Source organism: Micromonospora sp. NPDC051196 (assembly GCF_040682415.1).
Lineage (GTDB): Bacteria > Actinomycetota > Actinomycetes > Mycobacteriales > Micromonosporaceae > Micromonospora.
Map to the genome: position 1 here is coordinate 1 of NZ_JBFBAY010000015.1, position 17,834 is coordinate 17,834.

At 70.2% G+C, this 17,834-nt stretch carries 18 protein-coding genes and 2 pseudogenes; 11 read left to right on the forward strand and 9 right to left on the reverse strand.

What is annotated here, in order from left to right:
* The 3 genes from dmpG to AB0M35_RS23985 all read left to right on the forward strand — a co-directional run.
* The coding region (gene dmpG / locus AB0M35_RS23975; protein ID WP_363748009.1) for a 4-hydroxy-2-oxovalerate aldolase at positions 1-648 on the forward strand (648 nt) is incomplete at its 5' end.
* Complete coding sequence (locus tag AB0M35_RS23980) at positions 645-1,358, forward strand: fumarylacetoacetate hydrolase family protein (RefSeq protein ID WP_363748010.1); 714 nt, start codon at positions 645-647, stop codon at positions 1,356-1,358. The genes dmpG and AB0M35_RS23980, both read left to right, overlap by 4 nt.
* Positions 1,355-1,771, forward strand: coding sequence for a RidA family protein (locus tag AB0M35_RS23985; protein ID WP_363748012.1), 417 nt, complete (start codon positions 1,355-1,357; stop codon positions 1,769-1,771). The genes AB0M35_RS23980 and AB0M35_RS23985 overlap by 4 nt, the downstream gene beginning before the upstream one ends.
* 21 nt (positions 1,772-1,792) lie before the next feature.
* On the opposite strand, the gene AB0M35_RS23990 is transcribed toward AB0M35_RS23985, so the two are convergent.
* The gene (locus tag AB0M35_RS23990; protein WP_363748013.1) at positions 1,793-2,797 is read right to left on the reverse strand and encodes an XRE family transcriptional regulator; all 1,005 of its coding nucleotides are present in this window, start codon (positions 2,795-2,797) and stop codon (positions 1,793-1,795) included.
* A gap of 254 nt (positions 2,798-3,051) precedes the next feature.
* Here AB0M35_RS23990 and AB0M35_RS23995 point away from each other — a divergent pair, with 254 nt between their 5' ends.
* Entirely contained in the window at positions 3,052-3,612 is a 561-nt protein-coding gene (locus AB0M35_RS23995) for a helix-turn-helix transcriptional regulator (protein WP_363748014.1), read from the forward strand.
* On the opposite strand, the gene AB0M35_RS24000 is transcribed toward AB0M35_RS23995, so the two are convergent.
* The 3 genes from AB0M35_RS24000 to AB0M35_RS24010 all read right to left on the reverse strand — a co-directional run bounded on the left by AB0M35_RS24000 (position 3,601) and on the right by AB0M35_RS24010 (position 6,446).
* Entirely contained in the window at positions 3,601-5,397 is a 1,797-nt protein-coding gene (locus tag AB0M35_RS24000; RefSeq protein WP_363748015.1) for a carbohydrate binding domain-containing protein, read from the reverse strand. The genes AB0M35_RS23995 and AB0M35_RS24000 overlap by 12 nt on opposite strands.
* 133 nt (positions 5,398-5,530) lie before the next feature.
* Entirely contained in the window at positions 5,531-5,698 is a 168-nt protein-coding gene (locus AB0M35_RS24005; protein WP_363748016.1) for a hypothetical protein, read from the reverse strand.
* Between the two features lie 19 nt (positions 5,699-5,717).
* Positions 5,718-6,446: an Atu4866 domain-containing protein gene (locus tag AB0M35_RS24010; protein WP_363748017.1), complete on the reverse strand. Its 729-nt coding sequence runs from the start codon at positions 6,444-6,446 to the stop codon at positions 5,718-5,720.
* A 126-nt stretch (positions 6,447-6,572) separates the two neighbouring features.
* Between AB0M35_RS24010 and AB0M35_RS24015 the strand changes: the two are divergent.
* Together AB0M35_RS24015 and AB0M35_RS24020 are read left to right on the forward strand one after the other, a co-directional pair.
* Positions 6,573-6,695: pseudogene (locus AB0M35_RS24015) on the forward strand (transcriptional regulator); the annotation flags it as partial.
* 71 nt (positions 6,696-6,766) lie between these two features.
* A complete protein-coding gene (locus tag AB0M35_RS24020; RefSeq protein ID WP_363748018.1) occupies positions 6,767-7,399 on the forward strand; it encodes a transcriptional regulator in 633 nt (210 codons plus the stop codon).
* 10 nt (positions 7,400-7,409) lie between these two features.
* On the opposite strand, the gene AB0M35_RS24025 is transcribed toward AB0M35_RS24020, so the two are convergent.
* The 5 genes from AB0M35_RS24025 to AB0M35_RS24045 all read right to left on the reverse strand — a co-directional run bounded on the left by AB0M35_RS24025 (position 7,410) and on the right by AB0M35_RS24045 (position 12,929).
* The gene (locus tag AB0M35_RS24025) at positions 7,410-7,736 is read right to left on the reverse strand and encodes a hypothetical protein (protein WP_363748019.1); all 327 of its coding nucleotides are present in this window, start codon (positions 7,734-7,736) and stop codon (positions 7,410-7,412) included.
* A 200-nt stretch (positions 7,737-7,936) separates the two neighbouring features.
* Positions 7,937-9,190 (reverse strand): acyl-CoA dehydrogenase family protein, encoded by a 1,254-nt coding sequence (locus AB0M35_RS24030; protein ID WP_363748020.1) that lies wholly within the window; start codon positions 9,188-9,190, stop codon positions 7,937-7,939.
* 11 nt (positions 9,191-9,201) lie between these two features.
* Positions 9,202-10,539 (reverse strand): condensation domain-containing protein, encoded by a 1,338-nt coding sequence (locus AB0M35_RS24035; protein ID WP_363748021.1) that lies wholly within the window; start codon positions 10,537-10,539, stop codon positions 9,202-9,204.
* A 13-nt stretch (positions 10,540-10,552) separates the two neighbouring features.
* Positions 10,553-12,169, reverse strand: coding sequence for a tyrosine 2,3-aminomutase (gene cmdF / locus AB0M35_RS24040; RefSeq protein WP_363748022.1), 1,617 nt, complete (start codon positions 12,167-12,169; stop codon positions 10,553-10,555).
* 337 nt (positions 12,170-12,506) lie between these two features.
* Positions 12,507-12,929 carry an SgcJ/EcaC family oxidoreductase gene (locus tag AB0M35_RS24045; protein ID WP_363748023.1) on the reverse strand — a complete coding sequence of 141 codons (423 nt, stop codon included), beginning with the start codon at positions 12,927-12,929 and terminating at the stop codon, positions 12,507-12,509.
* A gap of 138 nt (positions 12,930-13,067) precedes the next feature.
* Between AB0M35_RS24045 and AB0M35_RS24050 the strand changes: the two are divergent.
* The 5 genes and pseudogenes from AB0M35_RS24050 to AB0M35_RS24070 all read left to right on the forward strand — a co-directional run.
* Positions 13,068-13,306: pseudogene (locus tag AB0M35_RS24050) on the forward strand (GMC oxidoreductase); the annotation flags it as partial.
* An 18-nt stretch (positions 13,307-13,324) separates the two neighbouring features.
* Complete coding sequence (locus tag AB0M35_RS24055) at positions 13,325-14,344, forward strand: NAD-dependent epimerase/dehydratase family protein (protein WP_363748024.1); 1,020 nt, start codon at positions 13,325-13,327, stop codon at positions 14,342-14,344.
* Between the two features lie 301 nt (positions 14,345-14,645).
* Positions 14,646-14,819 (forward strand): SDR family oxidoreductase, encoded by a 174-nt coding sequence (locus AB0M35_RS24060; RefSeq protein WP_363748025.1) that lies wholly within the window; start codon positions 14,646-14,648, stop codon positions 14,817-14,819.
* Between the two features lie 21 nt (positions 14,820-14,840).
* The gene (locus tag AB0M35_RS24065; RefSeq protein WP_363748026.1) at positions 14,841-16,217 is read left to right on the forward strand and encodes an FAD-binding monooxygenase; all 1,377 of its coding nucleotides are present in this window, start codon (positions 14,841-14,843) and stop codon (positions 16,215-16,217) included.
* A gap of 671 nt (positions 16,218-16,888) precedes the next feature.
* Positions 16,889-17,704, forward strand: a complete 816-nt coding sequence (locus AB0M35_RS24070; protein WP_363748027.1) for a helix-turn-helix transcriptional regulator — start codon at positions 16,889-16,891, stop codon at positions 17,702-17,704.
* The last annotated feature ends 130 nt before the right edge of the window (positions 17,705-17,834 follow it).

Here is a 17,834-nt window from a genome sequence, read left to right on the forward strand (position 1 = left end):
GAGAACGGCATGGACGTGTCCGGCTTCCTGATGATGTCGCACATGAACGACCCGGCCGGGCTGGCCGCACAGGCCAAGCTGATGGAGTCGTACGGCGCGCACTGCGTCTACATCACCGACTCCGGTGGCCGGCTGACCATGGCGGACGTGGCGCAGCGGGCGGACGCGTACCGGCAGGTGCTCGACCCGACGACGGAGATCGGCATCCACGCGCACCACAACCTGTCACTCGGGGTGGCGAACAGCCTCGTCGCGGTCGAGCACGGGGTGCGCCGGGTGGACGCCTCACTGGCCGGGATGGGTGCCGGGGCGGGCAACGCGCCGCTGGAGGTCTTCGTCGCGGTGGCCGAGCTGAACGGCTGGCAGCACGGCTGTGACGTGTTCGCGCTGATGGACGCCGCTGAGGATCTGGTGCGTCCGTTGCAGGACCGGCCGGTGCGGGTGGACCGCGAGACGTTGTCGCTCGGTTTCGCCGGCGTCTACTCGTCGTTCCTGCGGCACGCGGAGAGCGCCGCCGGTCGGTACGGCGTGGACGTGCGCACCATCCTGCTGGAGTTGGGTCGCCGCAAGATGGTCGGCGGCCAGGAGGACATGATCGTCGACGTGGCGCTGGACCTGGTCCGGGACGCCGGGAAGGACCCGCAGTGATCGACACTCTCGCCGCCCGGCTGGACGAGGCCGCCGTGACGCGGACCGCGCTCGCCCAGTTCGGTGCCGACGCCGGCCTCGACGTGGCCACCGCGTACCAGGTGCAGGATGCCCTGGTGGCCCGCCGGTTGGGTCGCGGCGAGGCGGTGGTCGGGCTGAAGCTGGGCCTGACCAGCCGGGCGAAGATGACCCAGATGGGCGTCGACGAGGTGATCTGGGGCCGGCTCACCGACGCGATGCACATTCCCGACGGCGGCACCGTCGACCTGTCCGGACACATCCATCCGAAGGTCGAGCCGGAGGTGGCGTTCCTCGTCGAGGGCGGCGCGATCGCCGCCGTCGCCCCCGCCGTCGAGCTCATCGACTCCCGATACCAGGACTTCCGGTTCACCCTGCCGGAGGTGATCGCCGACAACACCTCCGCCTCCGGCTTCGTCGTCGGGCCGTGGCAGCCGGTGCCCGACAACGTGGACAACCTCGGTGTGCTGCTGGAGGTCGACGGCCGGGTCGCGCAGGTCGGCTCCACCGCGGCGATCCTCGGCGACCCGCGCCGCGCCCTGCCCGAGGCGGCCCGCCTCGCCGGGGAACTGCGCGACGGCTGGGTGCTGCTGGCCGGCGCGGCGACCGCCGCGGTGCCGCTGACGCCGGGCGCGCACGTCCGGGTCACGGTCGAACAGCTCGGCACCGTCTCGCTGCGGGCGTCGGCATGAGCGGGGCTCGGGTCGTCGCCGGCAAGGCCGTGCCGCGTGGCCGCTTCCCGCACGTCAAGGTCGCGGGCGGGTTCGCCTTCGTCTCCGGTACGAGCAGCCGCCGCCCGGACAACACGATCGCCGGTGCCACAGTGGACGCGCTGGGCACCACCTCGTTGGACATCGAGGTGCAGACCCGCGCGGTGATCGAGAACATGCGCGACATCCTGCGTGAGGTCGGCGCGGACCTGTCCGATCTGGTGCAGGTGACCACGTACCTGGTCAGCATGAACGACTTCGGCGGCTACAACCGCGTGTACGCCGATTTCTTCGACGAGACCGGGCCGACGCGCACCACCGTGGCGGTGCACCAGTTGCCGCACCCGCACCTGCTGATCGAGATGCAGGGGATCGCGCTGCTGCCCGTCCGCTGAGGCAGCGCGTACCGCCTCGGATCAGCCGTCCGGCAACGAATCGACCAGGAACACCTGGTCCGCGCCGCCGGTGCACGGCTCCGCCGCCGCCTCGGCCGGCACCTCGGTGTCGTCGTCGCGAATCCCCACGCACAGATCGCTGCCCGCCGGCCGGAGCCGGTACGCGTTCGGCGCCGAACCGGTCGGTTCGAAGCGGAACAGTTGCGGCCAGAAGTCGGTGCGGCAGTCCGGCCAGGGCTCGATCAGGTTCCGGCCGGGATCTTCCCGGCGGACCGTCAGACAGCCTGGCCCGTGCACCGGGTGATGCCACTTGATGAAGTACAGGTCGTCCGCCACGGGCTGAAGGTAGGTGTCCGGTGGGGTGGCCGCCGCGCAGGGACGCTGGACCGCCACCTCGCTGCGGTATCCGCCGGTGCGGTCGCGCCCTTCGGTGATGCAGAGCTGCGGGGCGCGGGCGGGCCGGATCTGACTCCGCCCGCCGCTGGGCCCGGCCGACGAACCGCTGCCCGGCGAGGTGGCCCCGCCGACCTGCTCCGCCGCTGTCCGCTGCTCGTCGTCGGGCCACCAGAACCAGGCGCCGACGCCGAGCGCGGCCAGCAGGGTGCCGACGACGAGCGCCGTCGGCGCGGGTCCGGCGAACCAACCCCGCCGCGCCGCGCCGGATGGTCGCGCCACCACACCCGGGGCTCCCCCGGTCGGCGGCAGGTCCGGCGGGGGCGCGGTCGACATCGGACCAGGCGTGGCGTACGCCCCGACGGCGAGCCGGTCCCGGGCCCGCAGCCATTCCCCCACCTGGGCTTGCGCCCCGCAGGCGCGGACGAACGCGGCCAGCACCTCCGGTCGCGGCAGGGTGGACCGGCGCAGCACGTCGGCGGCGGTACTGCGGGCCAACACGTCGCCGTGCACAGCAGCGCGCTGCTCCAGTTGCCGGTACGTGAGTCCGGACCGCTCCTTGAGCCGGCGCAACAGGTCGACGAACCCGGCGGCGTCGGTCGCTTCCTCCGGTCGTAGCTCCCCCGTGGTCATCGCCCGATTCTTCCGATCCCGCAGATGCCGGGGCAACCCGCTGACGCGCGACTGTCCGAGTTGGTCGGACAAGACCCGGACAGTCGGCGCTGAGCTGCGCGGACATCGCAGGGCACCGAGCAGGGCATTGCTCCGGACAGCCCGGATACCTAGCGTGTTCATCGATGGCCGGCGCCGATCGGCGCGGGACCGACGGGCTCGGACCGGCACTGCGGTCCGAGCCCGTCCACATCCACGACACGGGGTTGAGAGCGATGCATGACGCTGCCCGGAGCCCGGTGCCGCAGGCGGCCACCGCCGGCGAGTACGTCGGGTTGCTGCGGGACATCCGGCGAGGTTCCGGCCTGACCTATCGGGAGATCTCCCGCCGAGCCTCGGCTGCCGGGCACTGGCTGCCGCCGAGCACTCTCGCCACGATGCTGGGGCGTACCACCCTGCCCCGCGAACGGACCGTCGTGGCCCTGCTGGCCGCCTGCGGTACGCCGGCAGCAGTCATCGAGCAGTGGGTCGGCCTGCGGCGCGAGATCGACGTACGCCTCAACGAGCCGACGCGATGGGTCGCCGCTCCGACACCTCCGGCGTGCTGCGGGGTGCCGCGCCCGGCCGTCGACCCGGGGCGGTCGGCGACGACGTACCCCCCGAGCCGGAGGCTGCAGGCGGCGGCGATCGCCGGGGCGGGCGTGCTCGTCGGCGCGTACGGGATGCTGCTGGCCCGCCGCCGGGGCGGACATCGCCGGGGCGAGGCAGGTCCCCGCCCGGTCGACGGACCGGACGGGGAGCTTCCCCTCACACCGACTGACGACTCACGGTCGTAGCCGGTTTGCGTAGACGTATTCGCCCACGGATCCGCCGGTGTCGAGGCCGGCTTCGGCGTCGAATCGGTAGTGCACGCCCAGGTAGATCCGGCTGAGCGCGTTCTCCTGGGCCGCCTGGTCGAAGCCAGGCATGCGCCGGACGACGCCCCTGGCGAACGGGTCGTCGGTGGTGGCGTCGAAGGCGATGTCGTTGGTGCCGAAGAATCGCTTCATCACCGCTGCCCACGCCCCGGCGAAGGTGGCGTGTCCGGAGATGTAGGCCGGGAAGGCCGGCGAGAAGGAGACCCCGTTCTCATGCTGCGACAACGGCCGCCAATCGTTGCCGATCGCGGTCTCCGGTCGCCAGAGGTCGATCGGCGTCAGATACTTGGCGTCCCAGGCGGCGATGGCGGCGTCGGCCAACGCCAGGCCGATCAGACCGAAGAGTCGGGCGTTGGCCAGGATGCCGAGCTGTCGTTGCTTCGCCACGAGCTGGGTGTGCGCGAACAGCTGGCCCGGCGGCTTGTAGGTGCCCGGCACGTCGTTGGCCCAGAAGTGCGCGAGCTGCGTCTGGTCGTCGGTACGCAGCGTCGACGTCCGGCTGCCGTATTCGCGCACCTCCTGGACCTGGTCGAGGTACTCCTGCTTGCCGAGCAGGTCCTGGTAGTCGACGGCGCCGGCCGGCAGGTCGGGCCGGAACTGCTGCCCCGAGGTCAACACGAACGGGGTGACCAGACCCCAGTTCGGGGTGACCGCAGGGCTGGCGTCGGTCGGTCGCCACGCCCCGTCGACCCCGTCAGGTTGGTACTGTCCGGCATCGCCGGAGCCGTCGTTGGCGCGTGCCTGGAGGTTGGCGGCGGCGGCTGCGGCACCGACCGCCGTACCCCGGGTGGCCTCGGCGGAGTTCAGCCCGGACGGACGGTGAGCGACGGCTGCGGCGAGAGCCGCCTCCAGGGCCGTTCTGCGCTGCGGGTACCGGGCGACCAGCACGTCGAACGCCGCCTGGTCGAGGGCCGCGTGCAGGGACGGGGCCACCACGTCGTCCATGGTGCCCGGGTAGTTGACCGGCACCCGCACCCGGTAGTGGTTGCCGACGCCAGTGACCGAGACGGCGGCGTCGTGCATCGCCGCGTGCAGGATCGCCGCGTCCCGGGCGGCGGCGGTGGGTGCCGAGGCCGCAGCGCGGTAGCTGTCCAGCAGCACGTCGTTCCAATACAGGATCGGGTCACGGACCGCGTCGACGGCCAGCGGGGTGAGCGAGATGTTGTCCAGCCGGACGGTCGAGGCCGCCCGCCCGCCGAAGTGGAACAGCAGCACCGCCTTCGGGTCACCGAACGGGGAGACGAAGTCGAAGGTGAAGCGGCGCATCGTGGCGGTCAGTGCGACGTTCTGGTCGACCGCGGAGGTGAACGGCGTGTCGACCCGGGAAACCGAGACGCGTACGTTGCGGCTGACATCGGCGGAGGCGTCGAACTGCAACCGGTACGGCCGTGCCGCCGTCACCCCGAACTCGAAGTGCCCGACCAGGTCCTCCCAGACGGGCTTGCCGACGGTGTTGGCGGTGCGGATGCGCAGCTGCCCGGCGTTGACCGTCGTGCTGGTCGCGGCGAGTCGGGTCCACCAGGGATCGGTGCTGCCGCTGTCGAACGTGCCGTTGCTGATGAGGTTGCCGGATGCGGCGGCGGCCGGTGCGGAACGGACGAGGGCCGGGAGGGTGCTGGCGAGCACGACCGCGAGCAGCCCGCTGAGCAGACGACGCAGTCGTCGTCCGTCAGCGGGGTGCCGCGGGCTGATCGATCGGGTCATGGAGAGCCTTTCCGGACATCGGCGACGGTCAGTCCATCGCCGTGGATGTCGGCTCACCGTAGGAGCGTTCTCCCTGTTCACAGCCACCGAACAGGCTTCGGAACAGTGCCGAACGCCCGTCTTGCGCCAGAGGTCATCGGGCGGCGACGGCCATGCGGATCGCGTCGCGGGAGGCGGTCACCTCCCGGCGCAACTCGTCCGTCTGCACGCCGACGAGTTGCCCGTTCCTCTTCCGGACCCGGCCGGCCACCAGCACGATCTCGATGTTGCGGGAATCGGCCCCGAGCACCGGCGTGCCCACGGCGTCGTCACCGTTGTTGTCACTGGCGGTGCAGGACGTATCCGGCGTGGTGCAGCACCCCGTCGATGAACCGGCCGTACGCCCAGAAGCCCAGGTCGTCGCGGTAGACGATCCGGTCGCCGTCGATCCAGAACGCCCCCTGGTAGGCGTGTGGGCGGCCGCCCCGGGTCTCGTCGTACCGGCCGTCGGCGGTGAGTTCCTGGTGCAGGAAGCCGGTCTCGTCGATCCACATGCCGAGGTATGGGCTCTGGACCGAGCGCGAACGGAGGTCGGGCTCGATCGGGGCGGGCGTGAGTCGGCGGCCGTTGGCCAGCGCGATCTCACCGTCGACGACGATCGCGGCGGCCTGTTCCGGACGCCAGACGATCATCTCCAGGGCGGAGGTGCCGGAGGTCGGGCCGGTGATCAGGGCGAAGGTGGCGGGGTTTCCGGGGGTGAGCGTGCCGACCCGGTCGGCGCGACGTTCGCGCAGGCCGGCGACGGCGACACCGTCCAGGACCGCGGGCACGATGGTTAGGCCGGTGCAGTCGACGACGATCGCGCCGTCGTCCTCGGCCGCGGTGTGCAGACCCGGACCGACCGCGACGATCTCGTCCGCACCGATCAGCAGATCGGCGGCGGGAAAGTCACCGATCATCGGGTCGAGGGTGTAGATGGCGGCGTTGACGAACATCAGCGGTCGGTGCCGGTCACCGGCGACTGCGGTGATCTCGGCCAGCACCGCCTCGTCGAGCATCGGGCTGCTCATGGCGTACCTCCTGGGGTTGGCTTGTGCTCCCACCGTCGCCGGAGTCGGAGCCGCCAGCCAGGCCGGGCACAACCAGGGTGCGCCGCACCCTGCCTGGCGGAAGCATGCGCGGCTACGGTGGGCGGCATGCCGACAACCGCGCTCGGGGCGTTCCTCACCGCTCGGCGTGCCCGGCTGACACCGGGCGACGTCGGTCTCGTGTCCACCGGCAACCGGCGCGTCGCGGGGCTGCGGCGCGAGGAGGTCGCGGTGCTGGCCGGGGTGAGCGTCGACTACTACACCCGGCTGGAACAGGGGCGGAGCGCAACCCGTCAGCGTCGGTGTTGGCCGCCGTGGCCCGGGCGCTCGACCTCGGGCCGGACGCCCACGACCATCTCTTCCGGCTGGCCGGGCTCTCCCCCGGCGACGCGCCGACCCCCGCCCGGCCCCGGGTCGCGCAGAGCCTGCGGGAGCTGCTCGACGCCTGGCCGGACACCCCGGCCTTCGTCCTCGACCGACGACTCAACCTGCTGGCCGGCAATGCGCTGGCCGACGCGTTCTACGCGGACTTCGCCGAGGCGGACAACCTCGTCCGGATGACGTTCCTGGACCCGGCCGGTCCGACCTTCTTCGCCGACTGGCGACGGGCCACCGAGGCGTGCGTGGCGAACCTGCGCCTGGCCCTCGGCCACGACCCGCACGACCGGCAGGCACTGGACCTGGTCGAGGAGGTGGGCTCGGCCAGCGCGGATTTCCGCCGGTTGTGGGGGCGTCATGACGTGCAGGGCAAGACGCACGAGGCGAAGACGTTCCGGCACGGCACGGTGGGCGAACTGACGCTGTCGTACCACGCGTTCGACGTGCGGGACGCGCCCGGCCAGCAGTTGATCGTGTACCGTGCGGAGCCCAGCACCCGCAGCGCCGAGGCACTGCGGCTGCTGGGCACCCTCGCCGTCAGCAGCTGGCTGCGGTGAGCTGCGTCCATCACAGCGGGCACTCCCCTCTTGCGTTGCGGTGCCGGATGTGCCCGTCGGCGGTAACCCACATCCCGACGTACGGATGCGGCGACACGTCGCCGGACCCGACCGTTGACGTCGGAGCCGGTACGGCCGTCGGGGCGGGCGAGGACTCCTGCCGGTCATGCCGCGCCGCGCCGTCGGTGGCACATGCCGCGAGCACGAGGACCATGCACGCCCCGCTGACCACGGCTTTGAGGTACGGCTTCCCGGAGCCCTCGCCCGCCGGTCGGCCGGGTACCCGGAAAACGCGTCGCAGCCCTTGGTGGTGTCCACCTGGTCTCGGATTCGCCATGTCGACCACGGTAGGTATCTCGCCCGCCAGCAGCCTGGCCCCCGTACTCCCAGGAACGTCGCGGCCGGATCTCACCGGGTCCCCGGACGCCGGCTGACTTCCATCGGGTCGCCCCGGCAAACCTGGGCGACCCGATGTGGAGTCTGATCCTTCCCACGTCCGGTCGGCGGTATGGCGTGCTCGGTGCACGCCGGTCACCGCTACGTGTTCCCGACCTCGCGCGCGTTGTGCAGCCGTAGCTGGGCGAACCCACGGTTGGCCACGGTGGTGAGCAGCACTGCGGAGCTGACGTGCGTACGTCCGGTGGAGAGGTCCCGCCAGATCCGTTCGAGGCGTTCCCCCTCCCGCGTGGACGCGCTGCCGGCCGTCGGCTGGATGATCTCGTCGACGGCTCGCCAAGCCAGGTCAGTGGCCTCTCGGCAGAGGAGTGCGATCCGCACGTCCTCCTCGGGAGTGAACGCTCCGAGTGGTTGCCGGGCCAGCTCCTGCCAGCGCTGCGCCGTGGCACGCACCAGCGTCTCGGCGGCGTCGATCATGCCGCTGGCCTGCCCGAACCAGAGCTGGAAGTCGGGGTCCTCCGCTCTGGGCGGGAACGGCGGGAAGATGGTGGTGCGGGAGAACATCAACTCGGTGTACGCGTCCAGCGCGCCCTGGCACATGCCGACCGCGATGTGGGCGCCCTCCAGGGCCATCGAGCTGGCCGGCGCACCGCCGTACTGCGGATGCTCGTGCAGCTTGCGCCCCGGGGTGCCGCCGGTCACCGTGATCTCTTCGAAGTTGACCTCCAGGGCGAAGTGGCTGGGGATGTGCCCGTCGGTGATCCGGATGCTGTGCGACCCGCTGCCCTTGAGGCCGATCTGCCCGCCCCAGTCGTCGAGCATCTCCCACTGATCGCGAGGTGCGATGAACAACAACTGGCGGGGCGGGCCGCCGTTCTCCCCTTCGATCACGGTGTTGCCGATCAGGTGGGTCGCGTACGGCGCACCGGAGCAGTACCGCCAGACGCCGTTCAGGATCCAGCCACCATCGGCGGCCCGCCGAGCCGTCCCGTACGGGGCATTGACCAGGGGCGCGATGAAGTCACCCTGGCTGAAGATCTCGGCCTGCGCCTTCTCCTCGAACATGCTGCCGGCGAAGAGTGAATGCGCCGCGCCCAGGCAGTACATCCACCCGGTCGACGGGCAGGCACGGCACAGGATCATCGCGATCTGCAGGAAGGTGTCGAAGCCGAACTCGTAGCCGCCGTAGCGCTTGGGCACCGTGATGCGGTAGAAGCCCGCGTCCCGGAACGCCCGATGGGTGTCCTCGGCGTAGTAGGTCCGCTCCTCGGTCTCGCGCTGGCGGGCCACCAGGCCGGGCACCATGGCCTTGGCCCGTTCGATCAGCACAGCCGGGGTGACCTCGGGCTCGGATGACAGGGCCGCGCCCTGCACGCTGTTCGCGGTGACGGTCATCGTGTCATACCTCAAATCGCCGCATCCGGGGCGGCCACCAACTCGCCGATCACGCTGAGGAACCCGGCCACCTGCTCCTCGACCTCGGCCTGGTCGAACAGGTGACGGCTGAAGCTGAGCCCGCCGACCACCTCGGTGTTGCTCAGGTGCATCGACCAGATCATGCCGTCCGGAGTGTCGGAGCCGACCGGCTGCGGGATGACCCGCCGCCAGATCGCCGTGTACTCCAGGTCCCCGATCCGCTTGCCCTGCATGAGGTAGGGCGGCTGGACCGCCTGGAACAGGGTGGGCACCGCGTCCGGGCCGACCGAGGCCATCAGCTCGGGGGCCTCGGCGAGCACGTGCAGCAGCGGCAGCTCATGCTTGAAGGCGCCGACGCAGGCCGTCCTGGTGCGCGCCACGACCTCGCGGAAGGTCCGGCAGCCGGCCAGGTCCACCCGCAGCGGGACGAAGTTGAAGAAGGAGCCGACCGTGGACTGGAAGCGGTGTTGTCGGCCCGGCGCGAAGGTGGGCACCGTGATGTCGGTCGCCTGGGTGCGGCGGTTGACGAAGACGGTGAACGCGGCGAGCAGCACCATGAACGGGGAGCTGCGCGTCGCCTTGGCCAGCCGGGCCACCTCGGCGCTCAGGTCCGTCTCGGTGACGAAGCGGTGGTAGCTCGTCGCCGGGGTCACGTTCTCCTTTCGGCGCACCGGCGCGACCATGATCCGGGCGCCGCGCAGCGTCTCGCGCCAGTAGGCCCGCGAGGCAGCCACCGTCGGGCCGGCGGCCTCCTCCTGCTGGGCGGCGACGTAGTCGCGGTACTGGGTCACCGCAGGCAGCTGCGGCTCGTTGCCGGCGGTACGGGCCGCATAGCATTCCGCCAGATCGCGCAGGACCACCTGGATCGACCAGACGTCCGCCGCGCTGTGGTGGGCGCACAGCACCAGTACGGAGTCCTCCTCGTCGAAGCGGCCGAGCACGGCCCGCAGCAGCGGGAGTTCGTCGACCGGGAACGACCGGGTCTCCGCCTCGATCATGAGCTGCTCGGCGCGCCGGTCCCGAGCTGCGCCCGGCGCCTCGTCCAGGTCGACCAGCAGCAGCTCGGGCTGCCCGGCGGGCAGCACACTCTGCGAGCCGCCGTTGTCCAGGTGCACCACGGTACGCAACGCCTCGTGCCGCTCGACCACGTCGGCCAGCGCCAGGCGCAGGGCCTCCACGTTGACGCGACCGCGGACCCGCCACCCGAAGACCTCCGTGTAGTGCGGCCCGAACGGCCCGGATTCGAAGCCCTGGGCGAACATGGTGAGGAACTGCTGCTGCAGCGAGAGCACCGAAGTTGCCTGCTGGGTTTCCGAAGTGGTGGTCATCTGAAGTCTCTCCTCAGTGAAGGCGGACGCCGGCGTTGTGGAGGGCATCGATCAGCGTGCCGCGTTCTAGCTCGTCGGCGACCAGCTGGAGATCGTCTGCCATGTAACGGTCTTCGTCGAGGGTCGGCACGAGCGACCGGATGGTGTCGTAGACGACCCGGGCACCCGGGCTCAGCCCGTCGAGGCGCCCGGAGACGTCCACCGCCTGCGCGGCGGCGAGGAACTCCAGGGCCAGGATGATGTTGTTGTTGCGCAGCACCCGACGCGCGTTGCGGGCGGCGATCAGCCCCATGCTGACCACGTCCTGGTTGTCGCCGTTGGAGGGCACGCTGTGGATGCTGGCCGGACCGATGGTCCGGTTCTCGGCGACCAGCGCGGTCGCCGGGTACTGTGCGCCGGCGAAGCCGCTGTGCAGGCCCGGCTCGCCCTTGATCAGGAACTCCGGCAGGCCGTAGCTCAGGTGGCGGTTGAGCAGCCGGTTGCTGCGCCGCTCGGAGAGCACGCCGAGCTGGGTGAGCGCGATGGTCAGGAAGTCCATGACGAACGCGACCGGCTGGCCGTGGAAGTTGGCGCCGTGGAAGACCTCGCGGCCCTCGAAGAACAGCGGGTTGTCGTTGGCCGAGTTGAGCTCGATCTCGAGCTTGAGCCGGGCGTGACCGAGGGTGTCCCGGACCGCGCCGATGACCTGCGGGATCGCCCGCAGGGAGTACGCCTTCTGCAGGTACACGTCGGTGCGGTGCACACCCGTACCGTTGCCGTTGCCGTTCTCCTTGCTGGCCGCGACCTCCCGGCGCAGGTCGGCGTGCTCGACGGTCAGCCTGCTGCCGTTCATCAGCGCGCGCATGTTGGCGGCGCTGGCGATCTGGCCGGCGTGCGGGCGGGCTTCGTGGCCCTCCGGCTGGAACGGGCTCATCGAGCCGCGCAGCACCTCGATGACCAGCGCCGCGACGATCTCGGCGTGCCGTGCCTGGGTCAGAGCGTGCTCGGCCACCAGGGCGCCTACGCCGGTCATCGCCGAGGTGCCGTTGATCAGCGCCAGCCCCTCCTTGAAGTGCAGCCGCAGCGGCTCGATGCCCAGGGAGCGCAGCACTGGGCCGGTGGGCGTCTTCACTCCGTCGCGCAGCAGGTAGCCCTCCCCGATGAGCGCGCTGGCCATGTGCGCCAGCGGGGCGAGGTCGCCGCTGGCGCCCAGCGAGCCGATCTCCGGTACGGCGGGGGTGAGCCCCTCGTTGAGGTAGCGCGCGATTTGTTCGAGCACCACGGGCCGCACGGCCGAGTGTCCCTTGGCGAGGGAATTCAGTCTCGCGGTGACCATGGCCCGCGCCTCGGGCTCGCTCAGCAGCGGACCGACACCGGCGCTGTGGCTGCGCACGAGGTTGGTCTGCAGCTCGGTCTCCTTGGCCGTGTCGACGAGCATGTAGATCATCTCGCCGTACCCGGTGGTCACCCCGTAGACCGGAATGTTCTGCCGCACGGTCTCCTCGAACTGCTCCCGGCTCGAGGCCGCACGCTGTAGCACCCGCGTACTGAGCGCGACCGACGCGTGGTCCTCGGCGATGCGGCGCAGATCTGGAAGGCCGAGTGTCTCGCCGTCGAGATCGACGTTGAGATCGGTTCCGACCATGGTCATATGCGCTCCCTAGTGGTGTAGCAAACGGATGGCCACTGCTCTGCTACGTGGCCGCGCCTCGATTGTCATCACCGCCGGAGGGCCGCCGCATCTTCGCGGTTGCCCGCCGTTTGCCACCGGTCGAAAGGTGAACCAAGTGGACCCATGGCGCGTACCACGGCGACGATCCGCACGAATGGAGAAGCGCTCGACGAGCAGAAACCACAAGGAATACGCCAGCCATCTCGGCACATTGATTCATGCATTGACTTCTGCCGTTGCCGGTAAATCGACTGACTCCTTCGGCCGCCCACGACGACGCCGCCGGTGGCATGCCACCGGCGGCGTCGTACGCACCTCAGGAGCGGTCGCGCGGGCAGTTCTGGTACACCGCGAGGACCCAGGCACCGTCGCGCTTGACCAGGATCCAGGACGCCCGGATGGCATCCTTGGCGGCCAATTCGTCGGCGCCGGCGGCGATCACACCACCCTCGGTCAGCAGGGCGACCGCCCCGGGACCAAGCGGCTTGAGTCCGATCGGCTTGCCGGTGACGGTCGTGCCACGGTACGGGCCCGCGTACGCCTTGGCCATGAAGTCCCGGATCGCCGCGCGCCCCTGGCAGTACACACCGGGCAGGATCAGCGTCCCGTCCTCGGCGAAGAGTTCGGCGAACTTGTCGGCATCGTGGGCAGCCCAGGCAGCCACCATCCGGGCCGTCACCCCGACGATCTCGGCCTGCCCGGCCTGGTCCAGTTGTGGCGAGGTGGAAGTCGCGGTCATCGGCTCTCCCTTTTCGGTGGTCGCGGAATACGGCTTCCATCCTGTCGGCAGTGACCCTCGCCGGGCCTCTTCGATGATGCTCACCGCTCGCGCCCGCAATTCCGAAGATGCCCACGTGAACGACGGGCCGGAGCATGGTTACACGACATCCGGAAACGCGACCGACTTGCCGCGTCGAGGCCTTGGCGACGACGCGATCGGCGCGTACCCGTGCACCCCGTTTTCCTCCTGTCGGATCGGCGACGACCCCGAGACGTCGACTCTGGACGGCCGGCACGGGCTACGCGGGCATTCCGGCATCTTCGTCACCGACGCTCCGCTTTTCCCGGCCGCGCTGACGGTCAACCCGCGTCACCATCGCGGCCCTCGCCGAGCGCGACAACAAAGGAGGACAGGTGACCATTCTTGTCACCGGCGGATCGGGATTCGTCGGCATACACACCGTGGCCGAGCTTCAGCGCCGTGGACACGCCGTCAACGTGCTTGTCCGCGACCGGGCCCGCGCGGCCCGAGCGCTGCGCTCGGTGGGCGTCGATTCGTCCACGCTGCGGCTGACCACGGGGGACGTCACCGACCCGGCGGCTGTGCGTCGGGCCCTGCGCAACTGCGAAGCAGTGTTGCACGCCGCCGCGGTGTACAGCTTCGATCCGCGTCGGCGTGCCGAGATGGGGGCGGTCAACCGGCGCGGCACCGAGGTGGTGCTGGCAGCTGCCCGCGCCGCCGGAGTACGCCGCCGTGTCCACGTCTCCACCTTCGGTGCGCTGCTGCCCGCGACCGGCTCGCTCACCACGGCGACGCCGGTGGGCCGACCGCGAGAGACGTACCTGGCCACCAAGGCGGAGGCGGAGGCGGTGGCACGCCGGTACCAGGACGAGGGTGATCCGGTGATCATCACCTACCCTCCGGCGGTCCTCGGCCCGCACGACCCGCACCTCGGTGACCAGAGCAGCCGGATCCGTGACGTGCTGCGCGGGCTCATGCCGATCTGGCCCAGCGGCGGCTTCCCGATCGGCGACGTACGCGACCTGGCCGCGCTGCACGCCACGCTGCTGACCGGCGGGGACGGCCCGAGCCGGCATTTCGGCCCCGGCCGGTGGGTGACGACGCGGGAGCTGCTGCGGACCCTGCGGCAGGTCACGGGACGCCGGCTGCCGACCCTCCACCTGCCGGCGGCGGCGCTGCTGCCGGTCGGCCGCCTCGCCGGCCTCATCCAGCGCATCCTGCCGGTGCACGTTCCCGTCCAGTACGGTGCCGTCTACACCTGCGCGGTGGCCCGGCCGATCGACGCTACCGGCACCGGCGAACTGCTCGGTCCGGGGCGCCCACTGCGGAGCACCCTCGCGGACACCGTCGGGTGGCTGCACGCGACAGGACGGCTGACGGCGACGCAGGCCGGTCGTGCCGCCTCGGCGTGAGGACAGCCGAAAACCGATTCCGCATCGTCGGAGAACGCCTCGCGCCGGCAAGTCGTTAGCGTTATCGCAAAACACGAGGCCGATCAGGCGCGTGCCTCCCGTTCGAAACGGCGAAGAATCACATCGCGGCGCAGTCGGCACGGCTGAGGAAGTCGCGCCGTCCACCGTGCCCCCGATCAGCTGAGGTTTGGACGTATTCGCAGGTGGAAGGCGGATTCGGCCAGCGGCCCGACGTGGTGCCATCACCGCAACCGTGAAGATGAGCCGGTGCCCACCAGGCTGCCACGCTCATCGGCAATAGATGTTCCGCAGTCAGGTGCCGCTTGGCCGGATCGGCGATCCCATGGGTATGTCGAACGCGGTGCTCTTCTTATGTCCACCGAGATCCCGGTGCGTGACCGGGCAGGAAGTCGCGGTGGACGGGGATCTCCTCGGTTTGCGTCCCGCTCGCCCCTATGCCCAATTGAGCACCTGAGCGAGGAAAGGTCGACATTCGATGAGTGAGAAAGCACGCCGTGCGTTGGTCCTCGGCGGCAGCTACGGCGGACTGTTCGCCGCCCGTGTGTTGTCCGACCGGTACGACGAGGTCCTGATCGTGGATCGGGATCGCCTGGTGGGAGTGACCGGTCCCCGGCGCGGCCGTCCGCAGGGGCGGCAGATCAACGCCATGCACGTACGCGGCCTACAGGTGACCGAGGAATTGTTTCCCGGCTTCATCCAGGAGTTGGTCGCGGACGGCTGTCCCACCGGTGACTACGCCGGCTCCGTCCGCTGGTTCTTCAACGGCCTCCCGCTGCAACGGGAGGACATCGGCTACACCGCCGTGCCGTCGACCGCCCCGCTGATGGAGCGGCACCTGCGGGAGCGGGTGGAGCTCCTGCCGAACGTGCAGTTCGTCGAACGATGCGACATCGTGGACCTCGAGGCGAGCGCCGACCGGTCCCGGATCATCGGTGCCCGCGTTCGTCACCTGGAGGGGGACGCCGGCGAGGAGGTCATCGAGGCCGACCTGGTCGTCGATGCCACCGGACGCGGCTCTCGTACCCCGGCGATGCTGGCGAAGCTCGGCTACCCGCGGGTCCCGGAGGACCGCATCAAGATCAATCTGGGGTACGCCACCCAGCACTACGAGTTGGACGACGACCCCTGGGAGGGTGACCTGGCGATCATCCCGGTCGCCCACCCGGGCTGCCCGCGCGGAGCGATCTTCACCAAGACCGACCACGGCAAGGTCGAGCTGACCGTCTACGGCCTGCTCGGCGATCACCCGCCCACCGACCAGGAGGGCTTCTACGCGTTCGTCAAGGCGCTGCCCGTTCCGGACATCTACGAGGCGCTGCGCAACGCCCGCCCGATCGACGAGCCGGTCGCCTTCCACTACCCGGTCACCCTGCGTCGGCGGTACGAGCGGATGTCCCGCCTTCCCGCCGGCCTGGTCGTCACCGGCGACGCGGTCACCAGCTTCAACCCGGTGTACGCCCAGGGCATGACGGTGGCAGCGCTGTCCGCCCTGACGTTGCGCGACCACCTGCGGTCCGATGCCGCACCGGACCCGGCGGCCTACTTCCGCGACCTCGCGCGCAACGTCATCGACGCGCCGTGGGAGATGACCACCACCGTCGACCTCAGTTTCCCCGACGTACCCGGGCAGCGTTCAGCGAAGGTGCTCTTCCTGCAGCGCTTCCTCGCCCTGGTGCAGGCCGCGGCCACGGTGGACCCGAAGGTGACCACCGCGTACATGCGCACGGCCGGGATGGTCGACCAGCCGACCGCGCTGATGCGGCCGCCGATGCTGGCGCGGGTGCTCCTGCGCGCTCTCCAGCGCTCCACCGGCCGCAACCCGCGGCAGCCCACGCTGACCCGGACGGCCTGACCCGGCTGGCGTATCGCGGGCTGGTCGGCCGCCACGACCACCTCGGCCAGAGACATACGTTCGTCGTCGACCGGAGCGAGCAGCTGCGCATTGCGGACAGCCCAAGCTCTCCCGGTCGACGACGAGCGCATGCAGGAGCCGAACACGGCGAAATGCTTCCCCGTATATGACGCGATTACGGGCGGTCAACACACCTGCCCTGAGGCGACCTGCCCGAAGGTGGATTCTATAGTCGGGATCGACACACCAGTCCGGCGACTCGGGCCAGAAATGCGCATCCTGCACCCGCTTTTGACGGTCGCCAATACTTCAGCCCAACGGCCGGCTTCCCGAAGATGACGAACACGAGACACGAGGGCGAACCCCGCGGCCGCCACCGCTTCCGCGTGTCCGCTTGACAGCTGGCCGATCTGAACATCCGCCCAGTTCAACGCGCATTGATGGCAGACGTCTTATCCATACCATTTGCCCTCCCGGCCGACGTCCCGGGCACTGCGCGCCGCACGTTGACCAAGGACACTCCCCTGGCTAGGCTCTGGCCTCAATGAGCCGCGGGGCCGCCGACACCTCGATCGAATTTCGCTGGCCATGCACCCGGGGCGTTCCAATATGCGGGGAGGAACGGCATGCACCCGGGCACACGTGTAGCGGTGGAAAGAGTCGTCGACGCAATGCGCCTGAATCTGGCCAAGGAACTGACCGTCGACGACATGGCACGTATTGCGATGTTCAGCAAATTTCACTTCACGCGCGTTTTTCAGCGCATGACCGGAATATCTCCACGGCGGTTTCTGTCAGCAATTCGGCTCCAGGAGGCGAAACGCCTACTCATCTCCACCGAGCTCACCGTCGCCGATATCAGCCTCCGCGTCGGGTACCACAGCGTGGGTACGTTCAGCACCCGGTTCACCAAGAGCGTCGGCCTCTCCCCCACGGCCTACCGCCAGTTCGGCGGCTACACCCCGATCGTGCGCAGCCGGCCCCGCCAACTGCGGGGCAACACCATCTCCGGCGTCGTCCACGGCACGCCGCGGGGCCTGATCTTCATGGGGGTCTTCCCGCACCGCATCCCCGAAGGCTCGCCGGTGGCCTGTCGCGTACTCGAGAGACCCGGCCCCTACCAGTTCAACGGAATCCCGAACGGCACATTCTACGTCCTCTGCCAGGCTGTCGCGGGCAGCCCGTTCGACCTGGAACCCGAAGACGTGGTCGTCGCCACGGCCGGTCCGGTGACGGTGTCCGGCAACGGAAACTTCCGTCTCGATCCCCACCTGCAACCGGTGTCCAAATTGGATCCCCCCGTGCTGCTTGCCCTGCTCGACAGCCGCATGGAGTCGCTGCGCCGCGCCGGCAAGCTGAGCCGCAACGCGTGGCCGGCGGGCCACCCCGGTGACCACCAGGAGGCCGCCACGATCGGCAGCCCCTACGTCGAAGTGCCCGCCCGGCAGGCAGGCACCACCGAAGCGGCGCGAGTCAGCTCACGATAGCCGGGCGTCGAGCTCGAAAGAAGGTGGCGCCTGAGCGGTGCGAGCCGAGGCTGCGCAGGTCGCTTCAGACGCCCCCCCACGGCGGATGGTCTCCGCCTCGTCGAGCGCTGGTCACTGCTACGTGCTCATG

Excerpts from the sequence above, each read along its gene's own strand:
- AB0M35_RS23985 (WP_363748012.1), top strand. The coding sequence starts at position 1,355 with ATGAGCGGGGCTCGGGTCGTCGCCGGCAAGGCCGTGCCGCGTGGCCGC.
- AB0M35_RS23990 (WP_363748013.1), bottom strand. The coding sequence starts at position 2,797 with ATGACCACGGGGGAGCTACGACCGGAGGAAGCGACCGACGCCGCCGGG.
- AB0M35_RS23995 (WP_363748014.1), top strand. The coding sequence starts at position 3,052 with ATGCATGACGCTGCCCGGAGCCCGGTGCCGCAGGCGGCCACCGCCGGC.
- AB0M35_RS24000 (WP_363748015.1), bottom strand. The coding sequence starts at position 5,397 with ATGACCCGATCGATCAGCCCGCGGCACCCCGCTGACGGACGACGACTG.
- AB0M35_RS24010 (WP_363748017.1), bottom strand. The coding sequence starts at position 6,446 with ATGAGCAGCCCGATGCTCGACGAGGCGGTGCTGGCCGAGATCACCGCA.
- AB0M35_RS24025 (WP_363748019.1), bottom strand. The coding sequence starts at position 7,736 with ATGGCGAATCCGAGACCAGGTGGACACCACCAAGGGCTGCGACGCGTT.
- AB0M35_RS24030 (WP_363748020.1), bottom strand. The coding sequence starts at position 9,190 with ATGACCGTCACCGCGAACAGCGTGCAGGGCGCGGCCCTGTCATCCGAG.
- AB0M35_RS24035 (WP_363748021.1), bottom strand. The coding sequence starts at position 10,539 with ATGACCACCACTTCGGAAACCCAGCAGGCAACTTCGGTGCTCTCGCTG.
- cmdF (WP_363748022.1), bottom strand. The coding sequence starts at position 12,169 with ATGACCATGGTCGGAACCGATCTCAACGTCGATCTCGACGGCGAGACA.
- AB0M35_RS24045 (WP_363748023.1), bottom strand. The coding sequence starts at position 12,929 with ATGACCGCGACTTCCACCTCGCCACAACTGGACCAGGCCGGGCAGGCC.
- AB0M35_RS24060 (WP_363748025.1), top strand. The coding sequence starts at position 14,646 with ATGTTCCGCAGTCAGGTGCCGCTTGGCCGGATCGGCGATCCCATGGGT.
- AB0M35_RS24065 (WP_363748026.1), top strand. The coding sequence starts at position 14,841 with ATGAGTGAGAAAGCACGCCGTGCGTTGGTCCTCGGCGGCAGCTACGGC.
- AB0M35_RS24070 (WP_363748027.1), top strand. The coding sequence starts at position 16,889 with ATGCGCCTGAATCTGGCCAAGGAACTGACCGTCGACGACATGGCACGT.